Source organism: Marinobacter sp. F3R11 (assembly GCF_003318275.1).
In the GTDB taxonomy this organism is placed as follows: Bacteria; Pseudomonadota; Gammaproteobacteria; order Pseudomonadales; family Oleiphilaceae; genus Marinobacter.
The window spans coordinates 1-17,600 of the sequence record NZ_QOCH01000010.1 but is presented as its reverse complement, the minus strand read 5'-3'; the positions used below and the strand labels follow the sequence as shown (position 1 = coordinate 17,600).

Sequence of the window (17,600 nt, the reverse complement as noted above, 5' to 3'; positions counted from 1 at the left end):
AACAGCTTCGGCCTGCCCCGTACTATTTCGAGCCACAAACAGGACAGTCAGGATCTTTCAAAAGCTTCATTTCGCGCCACTGCATTTCCCAGGCATCCAGAATCAACAATCGGCCCACAAGCGGGCGACCAACCCCGGAGATCACCTTAATCGCTTCCATAGCCTGAGCTGAACCAATCATACCAACCAGCGGCGCAATCACTCCGGCTTCGGAACAGGTCAGATCTTCATTGCCCTGCTCCGGATAGAGGCAGTGGTAACAAGGGGATTCCGGTAGCCGGCTGTCATAAACACTGAGCTGACCTTCACCCCGGATAGCTGCACCAGAGATCAGCGGAACACCGGCAGCCACACAGGCGCGATTCAGGGCAAACCGGGTGCTGAAGTTGTCCGAGCAGTCCAGAACCAGCGTAGCTTCGGCTACTTCATGGGCAAAATCATCCGGTGCCAGGCGCCGGTTTACCACATTTACGGACGCCGCCGGATTGATACTGCGCACCCGGGCAGCCAGAGCTTCTGCTTTGGACTCGCCGATCTGAGTGGTTTCGAACGCGATCTGGCGCTGCAGGTTAGCCAGTTCGATTACATCATCATCGACCAGGGTTAAGTGGCCAACACCCGCAGCACCCAGATAAAGCGCAACCGGGCACCCCAGGCCACCAGCACCGATCACCAGTACACGGGCAGATAACAATGCCTCCTGGCCGGCAATATCAAAACGGGGCATCAGAATCTGGCGACTGAAGCGCAGGAGTTCGTCATCACTGAGCATCGGGAGCTCCTTTTCCGGGCCATTGCCCTAGTGTCATGCGGTCGTTACCGCCGTAGTCTTTACAGCTTTTCACATGAACAAACCCACGGGCAACCAGCAGTCCCTGAACAGCCCCGGCCTGATCAAAACCGTGTTCCAGCAGCAGCCAGCCTTCAGGGTTCAGCCATGCAGGGGCTTCATTCACAATCAGGCGGATATCATCGAGTCCGTCAGCTCCGGATACCAGCGCCGAGGCAGGCTCAAAACGGACGTCGCCTTCACCGAGGTGATGGTCGTCTGAGGCCACATAGGGGGGATTGGAGACAATCAGATCAAAGCTGTCAGCCGGCAAACCTGCAAACCAACTGCTCTGGAAAATTTTCACCGGCAACTTTAACCGGCTGGCATTTTCCCGGGCCAGCGCGACGGCGTCTTCCATCAGGTCGCAGGCACTGATCTTCCAGCCCGGCCGCTCGCTGGACAGTGCCAGAGCAATAGCACCAGTGCCGGTTCCCAGATCGAGAACCCGGGCGGTATCTGGAAGGGATAGCTCCAGCGCCACTTCTATCAGGCATTCGGTATCAGGTCTTGGAATCAGGGTGCTGTTTCGTACTTTAAGCGAAAGTGACCAGAATTCCTGATGACCAAGCAGGTAGGCTACAGGCATTCCCTGCGCGCGCTGCGCCACGAGATTCTTGAATTTCGCAGCCTGCGCTGAGCTCACTTCCCGTTCCGGAAACGCCCGAAAGCTGGTCCGGCTCAGACCGCTCACATGGGCAAGAAGCAGCTCTGCATCCAGCCTTGGAGAATCACTGACGATCTGGCGAATAGCATCATCCAGCAAGGCTTCGCAGGTCAGTAAAGACTTACTCGTCATCGGACAGCGAGGCCAGAAGCTCCGCCTGGTGCTCTTGCTGCAGAGGCACGACCACGGAATCCAGGTCGCCGGCAATCACCTCATCAAGCTTATACAGCGTGAGATTAATCCGGTGATCGGTTACGCGGCCCTGGGGGAAATTATATGTGCGAATCCGTTCAGAACGATCGCCACTGCCCACCAGGCTTTTGCGGGTTTCAGCCATGGATTTCTGCTGCCGCTCAGTTTCCGCATTTTGCAAGCGTGAGGCCAGAAAACTCATCGCTTTGGCCCGGTTTTTATGCTGTGAGCGCTCTTCCTGGCACTCCACCACAATACCGGTTGGCAAGTGTGTAATGCGGATAGCGGAATCGGTTTTGTTAACGTGCTGACCGCCCGCACCAGATGAGCGGAAGGTGTCCACGCGCAGATCTGCCTTGTTGATCTCAATAGCCTCGGCTTCATCCGCCTCCGGCATAATTGCAACTGTACAGGCAGATGTGTGAATACGCCCCTGGGATTCTGTTTCGGGAACCCTTTGTACCCGATGTGCACCGGATTCGAATTTCAGCGCACCATAAACACCTTCACCAGCAACCCGGGCAATAATTTCCTTGTACCCGCCGTGCTCGCCTTCATTCTCGCTCAGTACTTCTACCTGCCAGCGCCGGCGCTCGGCATAGCGGCTGTACATCCGGAACAGATCCCCGGCAAAAATGGCAGCCTCATCGCCACCGGTTCCAGCCCGAACTTCCAGGAACACGTTTTTGCTATCATTCGGATCTTTGGGCAGCATTAACCGCTGTAATTCTTCATCCAGCTCTTCGGTTTTCTGCTCAGCAATTTCGAGTTCTTCTGCGGCCATTTCGCGCATATCCGCATCGCCGTCTTTGGCCAGCTCCTTTGCCTCGCTGACATCCTCCAGCGATTGTTTCCACGACTTGAAGCACTGCACCACAGGCTCAATCTCGGAATACTCCCGGGACAGCTCCCGAAATTTATCCTGTTGAGCGATGGTTGCCGGATCGCTGAGCAAAGCACTCACCTCCTCGTAGCGTTCAATTAGTTGCTCGAGGCGGGACTGTATTGATGGTTTCATATTTTTTCCGGGGTGGTCGTCGCGTCTGCGTCCAACACATCAAGCTGATGCAATTCTCTCAGCCATTCAGTCACCTCGGTGCGCCCTTCGGTGGTGGCCTTGCGAACCTGTATAGAGGGCTCGTGCAGGAGTTTGTTTGTGAGGCCCCGCGCAAGGCTGCGCAAGGTTGTCTCGGGGTCTCCGCCATTGCGCAGGGCGCGCAGGGCTTTTTCGGTTTCTATGTCCCGTAATACTTCTGCTCGTTGCCGGAACTGTTTCAGCGTGGAAACGGCATCCAGGGCGCGCAGCTGGCTTAAAAACTCCTGCACACCCGCGGCTATGAGATTTTCCGCTTCACGGGCAGCCCCCTCACGGGTGCGGATGTTCTCTTCGATTACCTGACGCAAGTCATCAACGGTATAAAGGTACACGTCCGCCAGGGAAGCCACTTCTGCTTCAATATCCCGGGGCACAGCAATATCCACCATAAAAAACGGCCGATGCTTGCGCTTTTTCAGGGAACGCTCAACCGCACCTTTGCCAAGAATTGGCAGCGGGCTGGCGGTAGAAGAAATAATAATATCAACATCGGCCAGGTATTCCGGAATCTCAGAAAGCAGAATGCCCTGCCCTCCTCTGGATTCTGCCAACGCCTGAGCTCTTTCCAGCGTGCGGTTTGCAACAATGAAGTTCTTCACGCCTGCATCCGCAAGATGACGAGCAACCAGTTCGATGGTTTTGCCTGCGCCGATCAGCAACGCCTTGTTGTGCGACATGTCAGCAAAAATACGGTTAGCCATGCTGACAGCTGCATAGGCAACGGAAACCGGGTTCTCACCAATGGCGGTTTGGGTACGGACACGTTTGGCAACGGAGAAGGTCTGTTCAAACATACGGGACAGGAACGACCCGCTGCCGCCGTGTTCCCGTGCCAGAGCATAGGCATCTTTTAACTGCCCGAGAATCTGTGGTTCGCCCAGAACCATTGAATCCAGGCCGGCTGCAACGCGCATCACATGGCGCACAGCATCGGCATCGCGATGTATATAAAGTACCTCTTCGAGTTCGGCGGCATCCAGATCGTGAAAACCCGCCAGCCAGCGAAGCACCAAAGGCGCGCAGTCATCGTCTCCGGCGAGATACAGCTCTGTGCGGTTGCACGTCGAAAGAATGGCGGCTTCACTGGCGCCAGACGCCGCCCGCAACTCTGCGAACGCCTCTGACATACGCTCAGGCGTAAACGCAACCCGTTCCCGTAACTCGACAGGAGCGGTGCGATGATTGATTCCCAGCGTTAGCAGTGCCATCTCTCGGTTATACAATCCTATACAGATACGCGGTGTGAACGAACGCTATTATGCGGGTATTTTAGCGACCCAAGGCCTCACCTGCCACCCCAAACCACCGGTGCTTCGGGAAGTGCGGACAGGTTGGGCAAGAACAGGAGCTTATGCCATTATAGGGAACCGGCCGCTGCCGGAACCCGACTCAGCTCAAAAAAAGAGGGAATCCGGGTTATTCAAGATGCGTAGTCGACAAATCATGGGAAGTTGCATGCACAAATCCGCACCGTTTTTGGTTATCTGCCTGTTCGGCCTCTCACTGGCAGGTTGCGCCAGTATAACCGGTTCGGGGGACACATCGACCGTCGACGACACAAACAAACAGGAAAACACCGGGCAAACGGACAACAAAACCGCCATCGAATACGCTGATTTCGAGCCGGAAACCCTTTTCCTGCTCCTTTCGGCAGAAATAGCAGCCCAGCGTGGGCGGTATGACGTAACTCTGGTTAATTACCTCAGAGCTGCGCAGCAATCACGGGATAAAAATGTCATCGAGCGGGCCATGCGCATTGCCCAATCGCTAAATGGCGACAACGCCCAGCAAAAACTGGCGGAGTTATGGCTTGATGTCGATCCGGGTAACCTCCAGGCTCTTCGGGTTTCAGCCATTCAGGCTGTCAGACGGAACGAGCTTGAAGCAGCGCTGGGGTACATGGAGCAGATCATGGACCAGGGCGGAGACGCAGATTTCGACAGCCTGGCAGCCATGGCCGGAAACCTGCCGCCAGAACAGCAACAGGAATTACTGGCATTATATGATGAAATGGCAACCCGCCACCCGGACACCCCGGAACTGGAATACAGCATCGCCCTGCTGCTGAAGATCACAGGCAACCCCCAGGCCGGCCTTGACCGGCTCGCTCCGCTGTTAACCCAGAACCCCAATTTCCAGCCAGCCATCATTCTCAAGGGCGACCTGCTATACCAGCTCGACAGAGAGGGTGAAGCCCTGGAGCACCTTCTGATAAATACCCGGCGCTTCCCGGAAAACCGGCAGATGGGCACACTTTACGGGCGAATGCTGATCAGCGAAGGTGAACTGCAGACCGCTCAGGACGAATTCAAACGCCTGGTAACGCGCTATCCGGACAATCCGGGGCTACGCCTTTCTCACGCACTAGTTGCCCTGGAAAACGGACAGCCCGAACTCGCAAAAGAAGAGTTAACAAAACTCACAGAACAGGGCCACCACACCAGCGAAGCCAGCTACTACCTCGGTAGAATTGAAGATGAAGCCGGCAACACAGAGCAGGCCATCGGCCACTATCAGAGCGTTAAAGAGGGTAATTATTACTTCCCCTCTCTCGCCCGGGCCAGCACCTTGCTGGCTGCAGAAGGCAGACTCGAAGAGGCATTAGAAGGCATCCGCTCCCTGCGCAGAGAAAACCCCCAACAGGCAGAAAGTTTATGGCTGCTTGAGATCAACCTGCTACTCGATCAAGGCCTGGAGCAGGAAGCCCTGGACGTTGGCTCCAGCGCTCTTGAAGACTACCCGGAGAACTTACAGATCCGTTATGCACGGGCGATGCTTTTCGATTCTCTGGATCAACCCGGAAATGCCGAAAAAGATCTTAAACAGATTGTCGAAAACGACCCTGAGAACGCAGTAGCACTGAACGCACTGGGATATATACTCACAATCCGCACTGACCGGCTGAGAGAAGCCCGAGGCTATATCGAGCAGGCTTTGAGACTGGACCCGGAGAATCCCGCCATCCTCGACAGTATGGGGTGGGTCCTGTACCAGGAGGGCCAGATAAGCCCCGCCCTGGATTACCTGTCCCGCGCATGGGCAACCTACCCTGACCCGGAAGTGGCTGCCCACTATGGCGAAGCCTTGTGGATGAGCGGTGCCGAAGAGCAGGCCAGGATCATATGGAAGAAAGGGCTTGAACAGGACGCTGATCACAGTGTGTTGCGGGAAACCATTGAACGGCTGACCGGTAATGGTGGCCAGTGATGCACTCAAGCATTCGCGTATGGGTAACCATGCTGCTGATCGCTGGCCTGAGCGCCTGTACCACCATCCAGCTTGAACCTCTGCCGGAGGGCATGACAGATCAGCCACCAGTCGACTGGCAGGACCGGTCAGCAAAGCTGAGCAGTTTTGATCACTGGCAGCTTTCCGGAAAGCTGGCTGTACGCCAGCCTTCTGACAGCGGCACCGCAATCATTAATCACTGGATACAGGAAGGCGAAGCCTTCAACCTCGCCTTGTCCTCATCCTTTCTGGGGATGGGCAGCACAAACCTTAAAGGCGTGCCGGGGTTCATAGAACTGACACTATCGAACGGCGAGACTTACCGGTCTGGCGACCCAGATGCACTGATGGAAGCGGCAACCGGCTGGCAGCTCCCGCTGGAAAGCCTGACCTGGTGGATACGCGGCCTGCCCGCTCCGGATGGAGATTTCAGACTATTGTTTGATGACCGTGGAGAACTGACCATGATTCGTCAGGCCGGATGGGAAATCCGCTATGACCGCTGGCACGAACTGCAAGGCGATACTCCGGCCCTTCCCGCCCGGATTACAGCGCTGAAAGAAGACAAACGTGTACGTGTTGTTGTAAGCAGCTGGAAGGATCTTAAGCCGTGACAACAGTCATCACCTTGCCCTCGCCCGCCAAACTGAACCTGTTCCTGCACATCGTTGGCCGGCGCCCGGATGGTTACCACGAACTGCAGACCCTGTTTCAGTTCCTGGACTACGGCGACGACATAACACTACGCCTGACCCCTCAACAGCCCGGTATCCGTCTAGAGACGCCCCTGAACGGGGTGGCCAACGAAGACAATCTGATCATCAGGGCGGCACAAGCCCTTATAGAAAAAGCTTCAGGCGAGCTCCCTGGTGTAACCATATCCATCACCAAGCGTCTTCCGATGGGTGGAGGACTGGGTGGCGGAAGCTCTAACGCAGCTACTACGTTACTTGGTCTGAACCATCTCTGGAATCTCGGGCTCGATCTCGACGAACTGGCACATACAGGGCTGGCTCTCGGCGCAGACGTACCCGTCTTTGTGCGTGGCCATGCCGCTTTTGGCGAAGGTATAGGGGAGAAGCTGACCCCGGCCTTCCCTCCAGAAAACTGGTTTGTGGTGCTGAAACCTGCCTGTAACATCAACACAGGGAAGATATTTTCAGCTCAAGGGTTGACAAGGAACAGCCCGAGAATCAAAATAGCGCCCGCTTTTGAGGGAGACTCCTCGCGGTACCGAAACGACTGTGAAGATGTAGTCAGAAGACTATATCCTGAAGTCGACCAGAGCCTGGAATGGCTCACAAAATTCGGACCTGCAAGATTAACCGGAACCGGGGCTTGCATATTTGGACGTTTCCCTACAGAATCCGCAGCCCGGATTATCTGGGAAAGCAAACCCTCCGGCATCACCGGGTTCGTAGCTAAAGGGGTGAACGTATCACCTCTTCACCAAAAGCTGACAGAGCTGGAATGATGCCAAAAGAGCACGATACTGGGGTGTCGCCAAGTGGTAAGGCAACGGGTTTTGATCCCGTCATGCGCAGGTTCGAATCCTGCCACCCCAGCCAACTTTCTCCCGCTTCTTCTGACTCAACCGCCGAAAATGAGAAGGGTCCCATCGTGTCCAAACTGATGATTTTCTCAGGCAATGCCAATCCAGAGCTTGCCCACGCTATCGCTAAAAAACTCCACATCCCCATGGGAGAGGCCACTGTAGGCCGGTTCAGTGATGGCGAAACCACCGTCGAAATCAACGAAAATGTCCGTGGCCACGATGTATTTATCATCCAGCCTACGTGCTACCCCACCAATGACAACCTGATGGAACTGATCGTGATGGCCGACGCTCTGCGCCGCGCTTCCGCTTCACGCATCACAGCAGTCATTCCTTATTATGGCTACGCTCGCCAGGATCGCCGGGTGCGCTCAAGCCGTGTTGCCATCAGCGCAAAAGTCGTTGCCGACATGATTTCCAGTATCGGCGTTGACCGCGTACTTACCGTAGACCTTCACGCAGATCAGATTCAGGGCTTTTTCGACGTACCGGTAGACAACATCTACGCTACGCCCGTTCTGCTTGAAGATATTGAAAGACAGCGGTTCGAAAACTTTGTAGTTGTATCTCCGGATGTAGGCGGCGTTGTACGTGCCCGTGCTGTTGCCAAGCGACTGGATGACGCCGACCTGGCCATCATCGACAAGCGCCGCCCGAAAGCCAATGTTTCTCAGGTAATGCACATCATTGGTGACGTAGAGAACAAGACCTGCATTCTGGTCGACGATATCGTTGATACCGCAGGTACCTTGTGTAAAGCAGCGAACGCTCTCAAAGAGCGTGGCGCATCCCGGGTGGTTGCTTACATCACTCACCCTGTCCTTTCGGGCCCTGCTATAGAAAACATACAAGATTCAGATCTGGACGAACTCGTTGTATGCGACACAATCCCACTGAGTGACAAAGCCAAAAACTGTGATAGAATCCGCCCCCTCAGTATGGCCGGACTGCTTGCAGAATCTATTCGTCGCGTCAGTAACGAAGAGTCCATCAGCGCCCTGTTTGAGAACATCTGAGTAGGCGAACAGCCATAATACTCGGAAAAACAGGTTGTTATAGCGGTCATAAATAGAGTTACCGAGTCGGGAGCCTAAACAGGCTCCCGACTCTTTTAGTCAGCCGGAAAAATCCGGCTTTTCGAAAACATCACCTGTCCCAACGCCTGGTCGCGGGCAGTTCAGGTGACGATTGAGGTACAAACCATGTCTCAGGACTTTGTTATTGAAGCATTTCCTCGTGACGACAAGGGGAGAGGTGCGAGCCGCCGCCTGCGTCGCGAAGAACGTAAAATCCCGGCCATTATCTATGGCGCCGGCAAAGAAGCTACTCCGATTTCCATCTGGCACAATGAGCTGAAAAAAGCTCTGGAAAACGAAGCCTTCTTCTCTCACATTCTGACCATTGAACTGAATGGAAAGAAAGAGAGCGTGATCCTGAAAGATCTTCAGCGGCACCCGTACAAACTGCTGCTGACTCACGCTGATTTCCAGCGCGTTGAAAAAGATCAGGAAATCTTCGTTCACGTTCCGCTGCACCTGTTGAACGAAGACACAGCTCCGGCAATCAAGACTCTTGGCGGCGTTGCATTCCGTCTGATGACAGAGGTTGAGGTAGCGTGTCTGCCGCAGAATCTGCCCGAGTACATTGAAATCGACATGGCCGAAGTCGAAATGGATCAGATCGTTCACATGAGCGACCTGAAACTTCCGAAAGGCGTTCGTATTCCTGCCCTGCAACACGGCAACGAACACGACCAGGCTGTTGTGTCTATCAGCAAGCCGAAAGGCATCAAAGCTGACGACGCTGAAGACGAAGCCGAAGACGAAGAAGGCGAAAGCAAGGAGTAATTACTCCGGAGGCGCTGGCAGATGGCACAGGATATTGTCATGGTGGTTGGGCTGGGAAATCCCGGTCCTGACTACGAGAATACCCGCCATAATGCTGGCGCCCTCTTCGTTGAAGCACTGGCTCGCGATGCGGGCCAGTCGCTCCGCCCCGAAAAAAAGTACCATGGGCACTATGCCCGCATTCAGTGGCAAGGCCTTGATCTTCACCTGCTGAATCCCGGCACCTTCATGAACCGCAGCGGCTTATCTGTAAAAGCCCTCGCAGATTTTTTCAAAATTCCTCCCGGCCAGATATTGATCGCTCATGATGAGCTCGACCTGCCCCCCGGCACAGCCAAGTTCAAAAAAGGTGGAGGCCACGGCGGACATAACGGTCTGAGAGACACCATCGCCCATCTTGGCACCAACGAATTCCAGCGGCTCCGCATTGGCATCGGCCATCCCGGTGACAGCCGAAAAGTAACCGGCTATGTACTGGGTCGTCTTGGCAAGCGGGAAACAGAAGACCTGAACGCCGTATTCGACGAAATCATGCGGGTTCTGCCCGAAGCCGCTTCAGGCAAACTTGCGGCAGCTATGAACCACTTACACAGCTTCAAGCCTGCCAGCGCCTGAACCTGAACGAACTATAGCTACGGGCGATTGTGCCACTCCCTGGATCCCACACTCGCACCCGCTGCCCTACACCGGTATAATCCGGCCAAATTTTCCCGTACCAGCAGAGGCACTCCATGGGTTTTAACTGCGGCATCGTCGGCCTACCTAACGTCGGCAAATCCACCCTGTTCAACGCACTGACAAAAGCAGGCATTGGCGCGGAAAACTTCCCGTTCTGCACCATTGAGCCAAACGCAGGCGTGGTCGCCATGCCCGACCCCCGGCTTACCAAACTCGCAGAAATCGTAAAGCCGGAAAGAGTAGTTCCCACCACAATGGAATTCGTAGACATTGCAGGCCTTGTAGCCGGTGCATCCAAAGGTGAAGGCCTGGGCAATCAGTTTCTGGCCAATATCCGGCAGACCGAAGCCATCGCTCATGTTGTTCGCTGCTTTGACGACAGCAACGTGATTCACGTTGCCAACAAGATCGATCCTGCCGCGGACATTGAAGTCATTAACACCGAGCTCGCCCTGGCTGACATGGATACTGTAGAGAAAGCCATCAAGCGAGTTCAGCGCATCGCCAAAAGTGGCGACAAAGAAGCCAAAGCCCAACTGGAAATTTTCGAACGCCTTTTGCCCGTGCTGAACGAAGGCAAACCCGTTCGCAGCATGGGGCTGGATAAAGATGAGCTGCTGCTGATCCGTGAACTGTGCCTGCTCACCATCAAGCCAACAATGTACATTGCCAACGTCGCGGAGGATGGCTTCGAAAATAACCCCTACCTCGACACTGTTCGCGAAATTGCAGCGGAAGAAAATGCCATAGTGGTACCTATCTGCAACAAAATTGAAGCAGAAATCTCGGAGCTGGAAGACGACGAGAAAAGCATGTTTCTGGAAGAAATGGGCATGGAAGAAGCCGGACTGGACCGGGTTATACGGGCTGGCTACAGCCTATTGGGCCTGCAGACCTACTTTACGGCCGGCGTTAAAGAAGTAAGGGCCTGGACGGTCAAAATTGGCGCTACAGCGCCACAGGCAGCGGCTGTGATCCACACAGACTTTGAACGCGGGTTCATCCGCGCCGAGGTTATCGCCTACGAAGACTTTGTACAATACCGTGGCGAAGCGGGAGCCAAAGATGCCGGCAAGTGGCGCCTGGAAGGCAAAGAGTACATCGTGAAAGACGGCGACGTTATTCACTTCCGGTTTAACGTTTAGCAGGTACCAGCCCCTCCCCTTTCACCGAGTGGAGGGGCCTGTTACGATCCTGATCTGACGATCGTGGTACCTGGAAAGCAAAACCAGCGAAGACATCGCCCCGACCAAAGCAAAAGCCATATCGGACTGTGTATCCCAGATATAACCCTGAGTCCCCAGGAAGGCTTTAGCGCCCGCACCTGAGATCACCGCAATCCACCATTCGATCAGCTCATAAAACGCACTGAATGACAAAGCTACACAGATCACAAACAGATTCAGCCAGCCTCGCCCGTTCACTACACACTTTCTGATCAGTACTTCTCTTGCGATAAGTGCAGGCACAAAGCCCTGAAAGAAGTGACCGAGCTTGTCGTAGTTATTCCGCTCCGCCCCAAACAACCCATCAAAAAACGGCACCTCGGCATAGGTGTAATGACCACCGATCATCAAAATCACACAGTGCATCAGAATCAGCAGGTACAGAACCGGTGTCAGCGCAAAGCTGCGATAGGTAGCCGCAAGAACAGCAGCTCCAATCAGCGCCGGAAGCACCTCCAAAAACCAGGTTATCTGATCTTTCGGATTGATCCCTGACCACACAAGAACGATCAGAAAAACACTGCCCCATAAGTATTTTATCGGTTTTCTCCTGAACTTCTTACGGACGCGATCAACGGCCGTAAGTTGGAAGTTTCATGTGCCGGTTAACATCCTTGTATAACAAATAACGGAACGGGCCCGGCCCTCCGGCGTAACAGGCCTGCGGGCAGAATGCGCGTAACCACATGTAATCGCCAGCTTCCACCTCGACCCAGTCCTTATTTAACAGATACACAGCCTTGCCTTCCAGTACATACAAACCATGCTCCATCACATGGGTTTCAGCAAAGGGGATTACACCACCGGGCATAAAATTAACGATATTCACCTGCATATCGTGGCGCATATCCTGACTATCAACAAACCGGGTAGTACTCCAGCAGCCATTGGTATCAGGCATTACAACCGGATCGATCAGGGTTTCGTTGGTTACAAAGGCCTCGGGCACATCAATACCCTCTACTTTCTCATAGGCTTTGCGAATCCAGTGAAAGCGTACTATCTCGCCTGAGCTATTGCGCAATGTCCACTCACTGCCCGGAGGAATAAACGCGTAGCCGCCCGGTTGCATACTGTGCTCCTCTCCACTCAGAGTCAGTGTCAGTTCACCCTCAACAATGAACAGCACCGCTTCAGCGCCCGGATCCGTTTCCGGCCTGTCACTGCCACCACCCGGCTGCACTTCCATGATGTACTGTGAGAAGGTCTCGGCAAAGCCAGTCAGCGGGCGCGACAGCACCCACAAACGAGTACCGGTCCAGAAGGGCAGATAACTGGTAACAATGTCGCGCATGACGCCTTTGGGGATCACTGCGTAGGCCTCGGTGAACACAGCACGGTCTGTCAGCAGCTGAGTTTGCGGTGGGTGACCGCCGGTAGGCGCATAGTAGGTCTTCGGTTCGCTCGGGCACTGGGCCATAACGGCTCCTTAACAGAGGAAAACTTATACAAGATGACGTTCGATCCAATGGCGGGCGATATCGATACGACGAGTTACCCAGACATGATCATGAGCTTCTATATAATCAAGAAAACGCTGCAACGCCCGGAAACGTCCCGGACGGCCAATCAAACGACAATGCAGGCCCACCGAGAGCATTTTGGGCAGTTCTCTGCCTTCGTCATATAGCACATCGAAAGCATCCTTCAGGTAGCTGAAGAAGTGGTCGCTGGTATTGAAACCTTGTGGCGAGGCAAAACGTATGTCGTTGGTATCCAGGGTATAAGGCGCCACAAGATGATTGTGATACTCCCCTTGGCTATCAGCTGCCTGGGTCCAGAATGGCAGATCGTCGCCATAATAATCGCTGTCATAGGCAAAGCTTCCTTCATCCAACACCAGACGCCGGGTATTTGGGCTATCACGGCCGGTGTACCAGCCCAGCGGCTTTTCTCCGTAAAGTCGCTGGAAAATCTCTATAGCACGTTTCATATGCTCCCGTTCCATCGCCTCGGGCATATCCTGGTAATGAAGCCAGCTCCAGCCGTGACAGGCAATTTCGTGCCCCAACTCTTTAAACGCCATGGCCACGCCAAAAACCGTAAGCGGCAGATCGCGTTTTTCGAATTCTTTAAGGATCCGCCACACCCCGACCCTGGAGCCGTATTCGTATATGGACTCCATACTCATGTGCCGGTCCGGAAACGCTTCAGCACCGACAATCTAAGAGAGGAATCGCTCTGAGTGACTATCCCCATGGAGGGTACAGCTATCCCCGCCTTCTTCATAATTGAGCACAAACTGAACAGCGATGCGGGCCCGGCCCGGCCATTTTGCGTGTGGCACGTCCCTGCCGTAACCGACACCATCAACGACGTGGCGCCCCCCTTTCTTTGCCTCGCCTGACCAGCGCATTGCTGCCGGCCTCCGGAAGGTGGCTCGGGACACTGAATGTGTTCGGTTCTACAGGGAGCCAGGCTGAATCAAGATAGCTTCATAGTTTTTTGTGCGCACATAGTAAATAAACCCTCCCAATGCGGCGCCAATAATCCAGGCATAGCCAGACAAATCGGCCAGTACAGGCACCCACACTGTAGCCACTGAAAATACTCCTGCGATCAAAAATGCAATGACTGCGTTGTCATGCCAGCCGTTCCGGTAGTGGTACTGGCCAGCTTCCATGCTGTAGAGGTCCACACTGCTAAGTTCTTGTTTACGCACTACGTAGTAATCAACAACCAAAATACCGAACAGCGGAGCCAGGGTCGCGCCCAGCGTATTTACAAAACCAGCAATACCTATCTGGCTGATCACCGCAGTCCACAGCCCCCCAATCACCAGCGCAAACCCCGATGTAATCAGACCAGCCTTGCGAAAACTGATGGTCGATGGAGACAAATTGGCAATACCGTTAACCGCAGGAATGAAGTTGGCGACCAAGTTGATACCAACAGTTGCGGCAAAGAAGGTAATAGCTGCGATTATGCCCAGGAATACACTGTCGGAACGCTCCACAATTTCAGTGGGGTTGATGATGGCCTCACCATAGACCACCGCTGCGCCTGCAGTGGTGAGCAAAGCCAGGGCAGAGAAAAGGATCATGTTCATAGGCAAACCCCAGAGGTTGCCGACGACCATAGCCTGCTTGTCTTTTGCAAAGCGTGAAAAATCACTGAAGTTAATCATCACCGCTGCAAAATAGGCCACCATGGTGCCAAAGATGGCAACAAAACCAGACATCTCGGTTTTCCACGTAGCGTTGGGGTTAGCAAAAATAGTTTGTGCCGCCGAAAGCAGCTTTCCGTCTGACTTATTCCAAAGCACGATCAACAAGGCAATCATCACGGCATACACAAACGGACCCGCCAGGTTCAAAAAGCCTTCAACCCAGTTCATACCGCGCCAGAAGATAAAGATGTGAAAACCCCATACGAACAGGAAGGCCACCCAGTCGACGCTGCTCAAACCCAGGAACATGGCTTCATACTGAGCGCCTGTTACGGACTTGATCAACAATGCCAGAGCAGTTGAGGCAAAGTAGACTTGCGCCCCATACCAGAACACTGCGACAACTGCGCGCAAAATCGCAGGCAACTTGGCGCCTGCCGTACCCATACTGGCGCGGGCAAATACGGGATAGGAAATGCCATAACGTTCGCCTGCCGCGCCGGACAGGTTGACCATGCACATGACGAACAGGCCTGCCGCGATCAAAGCAATGAATGCAGTCCACCCGCTTACACCAAATGAAATAAACAGAGATGCCACCAGGGTGTAGCCAAACAAAGACTGAATATCGTTGGCCCACACGTTGAATATTGCGAACGAGCCCCAGGTTTTTTCCTTCCTGGTTATGGGCCGCAGAGCGCTGTCTTCGTCGCTGATTACCGTGTCACTGTTAGTTTGCATGCCAGGCTCCTATGACGATCTGTTATCAACCCTTCATGTTAATCTCAGCATGCCAATCCGCTGTTTATCGATCTTACGACTGCATTGAGGTGCAAAGCAGCGAATAAACCCATTAAACGAAAATTGGTCCACTGAACAGATATAAGCAAGGGCAAATTACAGGCCATGATGACCTGCGCATGCAATTTCAAGAGAAAACGCTGACAACAATCGCGACTACCCTGTAGCCCGCTCAGGACAGAGCTTGCCAGAGCATTGAACGCTTCTGAAAACTTCAGGTTAAGGAAAAAAACAGAATGAAAGAGTCGTCACTGAACAGCAGAACGCACCAAAATGGACTTAAACCTCGTGAATGCAGTTGAATCCGCCCCGGCTTTGGGCGCAAAGCTCTCGTTTAAATACCATGGACGCTCATCGTCAACCTGGAATTATTAGTACTGGCCCAGAATCAATCCGATCCGATGAACTGAATTATCGCAGCCTTATTGTCATGGTCTTTAAGCCAGCTTTTTATTTCAACGGCTTTGTCAGAGTCACTTTGGCCTACAACCCGTCTTAGCCGCTCAATCTTCATCGCTTCCATTTTCTCTCCACGCACATTTCTCTGCCATTGGTCGGTAAACACTTTTGGTAGGCGATGTGCAAGTTCAAGCGATTTCAGAAGCTTCCATTCACTTCCGTCCAGCCACGACTCATCACAGAAACCGCACAGATCAATTCTGTTTTTATGCTGGCTTGCAATAGAATACTTTGTCATCAACTTGCTGCATTTAGGGCACGAAAGTGCAGTTGCCGTGTCATTATCTACCGACACTTCGCTTTGTATTCCGTCCGTTTGCTCAACCGGGACATTTCTTTCAGCCCAGTCCCGATAGTAAAGCAGCGACAACAAGGAACCTTCACACTCTGGACAGCCCATAACAGGAAGGCCATCCTCCAATTTCGTAGGTTTCAGATCAACGACCCTGCATTTGGGACACTTCATATATTCCCTCCTAATGAAACTCAAACAGTGTAGATCCGCTTAAACCCAGCGTGACGAAGATTTCAAATCTCCCTGATTCCAGCTGCGGCCTATAAGCATGATCTTAATAAATTGAATCAACAATTTTATTTCTAACAAGCTCTACTGAATCCCTGTTGTAGCCGGCCACTGCAACCATGAGCTTGCTTTCGGTAGGTGACATCTCTATGCACTTAACGACGACACGGTTTGACTTTATATTTCCGTATATTCCGTACTCATTCTCAATCTGATTCTCCAGACCTATAACTTGCAGGGCATATGAGCTTTGTATTTCGCAAGCCTCTTTGGATTTGTTCAAATCTTTAAACCAGGACCAAAGCTCTGGGGGCTTTTCCGCCGCGTAAGCAGACCCTGATAGAAAAAATAAAAAAATTACACCTGCCTTGGTCATCATTCAGATTTCCTTAATGCTTATAACGCTTGCAGCATGCGCGCCCACGGCATGGAGCCGAAGGCGCATTGTAGTGGGCGTCGCCGTGCCTGCATTGGTTAGGCCATTTAGCAGCAACCCAATTCCCCGCTAGTGAATACCGTATGAAGAAAGGTTTGAGGTCGCCTCCGATTTGAACATAAAGACCAGGTCAGACAAGTTGCTGACGACTTCATGAAGATCTTGGGCGTACTCCGTCATATCATACTCACCGTGTCGCTCGGTCACGATCTTGAGGATGCCTGATTTAGACTCAAGCTTGGCAAAGTAATTAATACAGGCAGCCGAATAGGCGAAGCTCTCGACCTTGTCGTCGTTTTCCTTGGGGTAGACCTTGTAGAACACGCGGAGGATATCGCTTTGACTGAGGGCACTGAATTCCTCCTCTGTAAAATCATCTGGGTTTTGCTTCCGAATAAGGAGCAGATTCTCAGATGGGAAGTCATCGAAAGTGAGTATCAGATAACCAGCATCGGATACTGTAATTCGGGGTGCGTCATTATCAGCGGGTAAAAGAGTCTGATGTGAGTCCCCTTTAAGAGTGACGAGAAAAAAATCTCGAAAACGATCAATGAAACCACGGGCATCAACAAAGTAGCCAGAACGAACAAGATTATCTCTTACCCTACGGCACGTTCGGCTGAGTACATAATGGATCAGGAGGAAAATGGAGACCAAAAATCCCAGCAGAATATTCATGGCTTTGCCTCGGTCAAATTCTGCGCCCAGTTCCGCGGCCACGGAAATGAGGCCCTGAGGCAAGACAATAACGATGATTAAAACAATCACCGTACGGACAAATAAAAGAATCCCTTTGGACAACAACACCCGCCTCCGATGCAGAAATACCGGGCTCCACAATAGAGCACTCTCACCGATCCAGTAGAGGAAAAATCTAGCCTAACGCCAAAATTAAGCGGCGCCCAACTAGGGCGTCCGGTGTACGGCCGTCAGGCCGGGAACGAACTTAATTGA

General features: G+C 53.2%; 17 protein-coding genes, 1 tRNA gene and 1 pseudogene. 8 read left to right on the top strand and 11 right to left on the bottom strand.

What is annotated here, in order from left to right; translation table 11 throughout:
- Positions 1–22 precede the first annotated feature (22 nt).
- Genes DS878_RS04105 through hemA form a run of 4 tightly spaced genes read right to left on the bottom strand, consistent with a single transcriptional unit; the run spans position 23 to position 3,992 of the window.
- On the bottom strand, positions 23–772 hold the full coding sequence (locus DS878_RS04105) for a HesA/MoeB/ThiF family protein (protein WP_113814712.1): 750 nt from the start codon (positions 770–772) through the stop codon (positions 23–25).
- Positions 762–1,628 (bottom strand): peptide chain release factor N(5)-glutamine methyltransferase, encoded by an 867-nt coding sequence (prmC, locus tag DS878_RS04100; protein WP_113814709.1) that lies wholly within the window; start codon positions 1,626–1,628, stop codon positions 762–764. The genes DS878_RS04105 and prmC overlap by 11 nt, the downstream gene beginning before the upstream one ends.
- Positions 1,618–2,706, bottom strand: coding sequence for a peptide chain release factor 1 (prfA, locus tag DS878_RS04095; protein ID WP_113814707.1), 1,089 nt, complete (start codon positions 2,704–2,706; stop codon positions 1,618–1,620). Before prfA ends, prmC begins: the two co-directional genes overlap by 11 nt.
- The gene (hemA, locus tag DS878_RS04090) at positions 2,703–3,992 is read right to left on the bottom strand and encodes a glutamyl-tRNA reductase (protein WP_113814705.1); all 1,290 of its coding nucleotides are present in this window, start codon (positions 3,990–3,992) and stop codon (positions 2,703–2,705) included. The genes prfA and hemA overlap by 4 nt, the downstream gene beginning before the upstream one ends.
- 247 nt (positions 3,993–4,239) lie before the next feature.
- On the opposite strand from hemA, the gene DS878_RS04085 reads away from it, so the two are divergent.
- The 8 genes from DS878_RS04085 to ychF all read left to right on the top strand — a co-directional run bounded on the left by DS878_RS04085 (position 4,240) and on the right by ychF (position 11,237).
- A complete protein-coding gene (locus DS878_RS04085) occupies positions 4,240–5,991 on the top strand; it encodes a tetratricopeptide repeat protein (protein WP_113814703.1) in 1,752 nt (583 codons plus the stop codon).
- The gene (lolB, locus tag DS878_RS04080; RefSeq protein WP_113814701.1) at positions 5,991–6,626 is read left to right on the top strand and encodes a lipoprotein insertase outer membrane protein LolB; all 636 of its coding nucleotides are present in this window, start codon (positions 5,991–5,993) and stop codon (positions 6,624–6,626) included. The genes DS878_RS04085 and lolB overlap by 1 nt, the downstream gene beginning before the upstream one ends.
- Positions 6,623–7,486, top strand: coding sequence for a 4-(cytidine 5'-diphospho)-2-C-methyl-D-erythritol kinase (gene ispE / locus DS878_RS04075; protein WP_113814699.1), 864 nt, complete (start codon positions 6,623–6,625; stop codon positions 7,484–7,486). The genes lolB and ispE overlap by 4 nt, the downstream gene beginning before the upstream one ends.
- Positions 7,487–7,505: 19 nt before the next feature.
- A tRNA-Gln gene (locus DS878_RS04070) sits at positions 7,506–7,580 on the top strand.
- Between the two features lie 52 nt (positions 7,581–7,632).
- A complete protein-coding gene (locus DS878_RS04065; protein ID WP_113814862.1) occupies positions 7,633–8,583 on the top strand; it encodes a ribose-phosphate diphosphokinase in 951 nt (316 codons plus the stop codon).
- 186 nt (positions 8,584–8,769) lie between these two features.
- Positions 8,770–9,414, top strand: coding sequence for a 50S ribosomal protein L25/general stress protein Ctc (locus tag DS878_RS04060; protein ID WP_113814698.1), 645 nt, complete (start codon positions 8,770–8,772; stop codon positions 9,412–9,414).
- A 21-nt stretch (positions 9,415–9,435) separates the two neighbouring features.
- Positions 9,436–10,029 carry an aminoacyl-tRNA hydrolase gene (gene pth, locus DS878_RS04055; RefSeq protein ID WP_113814696.1) on the top strand — a complete coding sequence of 198 codons (594 nt, stop codon included), beginning with the start codon at positions 9,436–9,438 and terminating at the stop codon, positions 10,027–10,029.
- A gap of 116 nt (positions 10,030–10,145) precedes the next feature.
- A complete protein-coding gene (ychF, locus tag DS878_RS04050) occupies positions 10,146–11,237 on the top strand; it encodes a redox-regulated ATPase YchF (RefSeq protein WP_113814694.1) in 1,092 nt (363 codons plus the stop codon).
- A 21-nt stretch (positions 11,238–11,258) separates the two neighbouring features.
- Here the strand turns inward: ychF and DS878_RS04045 are convergent, their stop codons facing one another.
- The 7 genes and pseudogenes from DS878_RS04045 to DS878_RS04015 form a co-directional block, all read right to left on the bottom strand.
- Positions 11,259–11,819, bottom strand: coding sequence for a DUF2238 domain-containing protein (locus tag DS878_RS04045; protein ID WP_261977583.1), 561 nt, complete (start codon positions 11,817–11,819; stop codon positions 11,259–11,261).
- 70 nt (positions 11,820–11,889) lie between these two features.
- Positions 11,890–12,738 (bottom strand): bifunctional allantoicase/(S)-ureidoglycine aminohydrolase, encoded by an 849-nt coding sequence (locus DS878_RS04040; protein WP_113814690.1) that lies wholly within the window; start codon positions 12,736–12,738, stop codon positions 11,890–11,892.
- A 24-nt stretch (positions 12,739–12,762) separates the two neighbouring features.
- Positions 12,763–13,674 (bottom strand): annotated as a pseudogene (puuE, locus tag DS878_RS04035) (allantoinase PuuE).
- A gap of 48 nt (positions 13,675–13,722) precedes the next feature.
- Positions 13,723–15,168: an NCS1 family nucleobase:cation symporter-1 gene (locus DS878_RS04030; RefSeq protein ID WP_113814688.1), complete on the bottom strand. Its 1,446-nt coding sequence runs from the start codon at positions 15,166–15,168 to the stop codon at positions 13,723–13,725.
- A gap of 448 nt (positions 15,169–15,616) precedes the next feature.
- The gene (locus tag DS878_RS04025; protein WP_113814686.1) at positions 15,617–16,153 is read right to left on the bottom strand and encodes a zf-TFIIB domain-containing protein; all 537 of its coding nucleotides are present in this window, start codon (positions 16,151–16,153) and stop codon (positions 15,617–15,619) included.
- A 103-nt stretch (positions 16,154–16,256) separates the two neighbouring features.
- The gene (locus tag DS878_RS04020; RefSeq protein ID WP_113814684.1) at positions 16,257–16,589 is read right to left on the bottom strand and encodes a hypothetical protein; all 333 of its coding nucleotides are present in this window, start codon (positions 16,587–16,589) and stop codon (positions 16,257–16,259) included.
- A 126-nt stretch (positions 16,590–16,715) separates the two neighbouring features.
- The gene (locus tag DS878_RS04015) at positions 16,716–17,447 is read right to left on the bottom strand and encodes a hypothetical protein (protein WP_148707063.1); all 732 of its coding nucleotides are present in this window, start codon (positions 17,445–17,447) and stop codon (positions 16,716–16,718) included.
- Between the last annotated feature and the right edge of the window lie 153 nt (positions 17,448–17,600).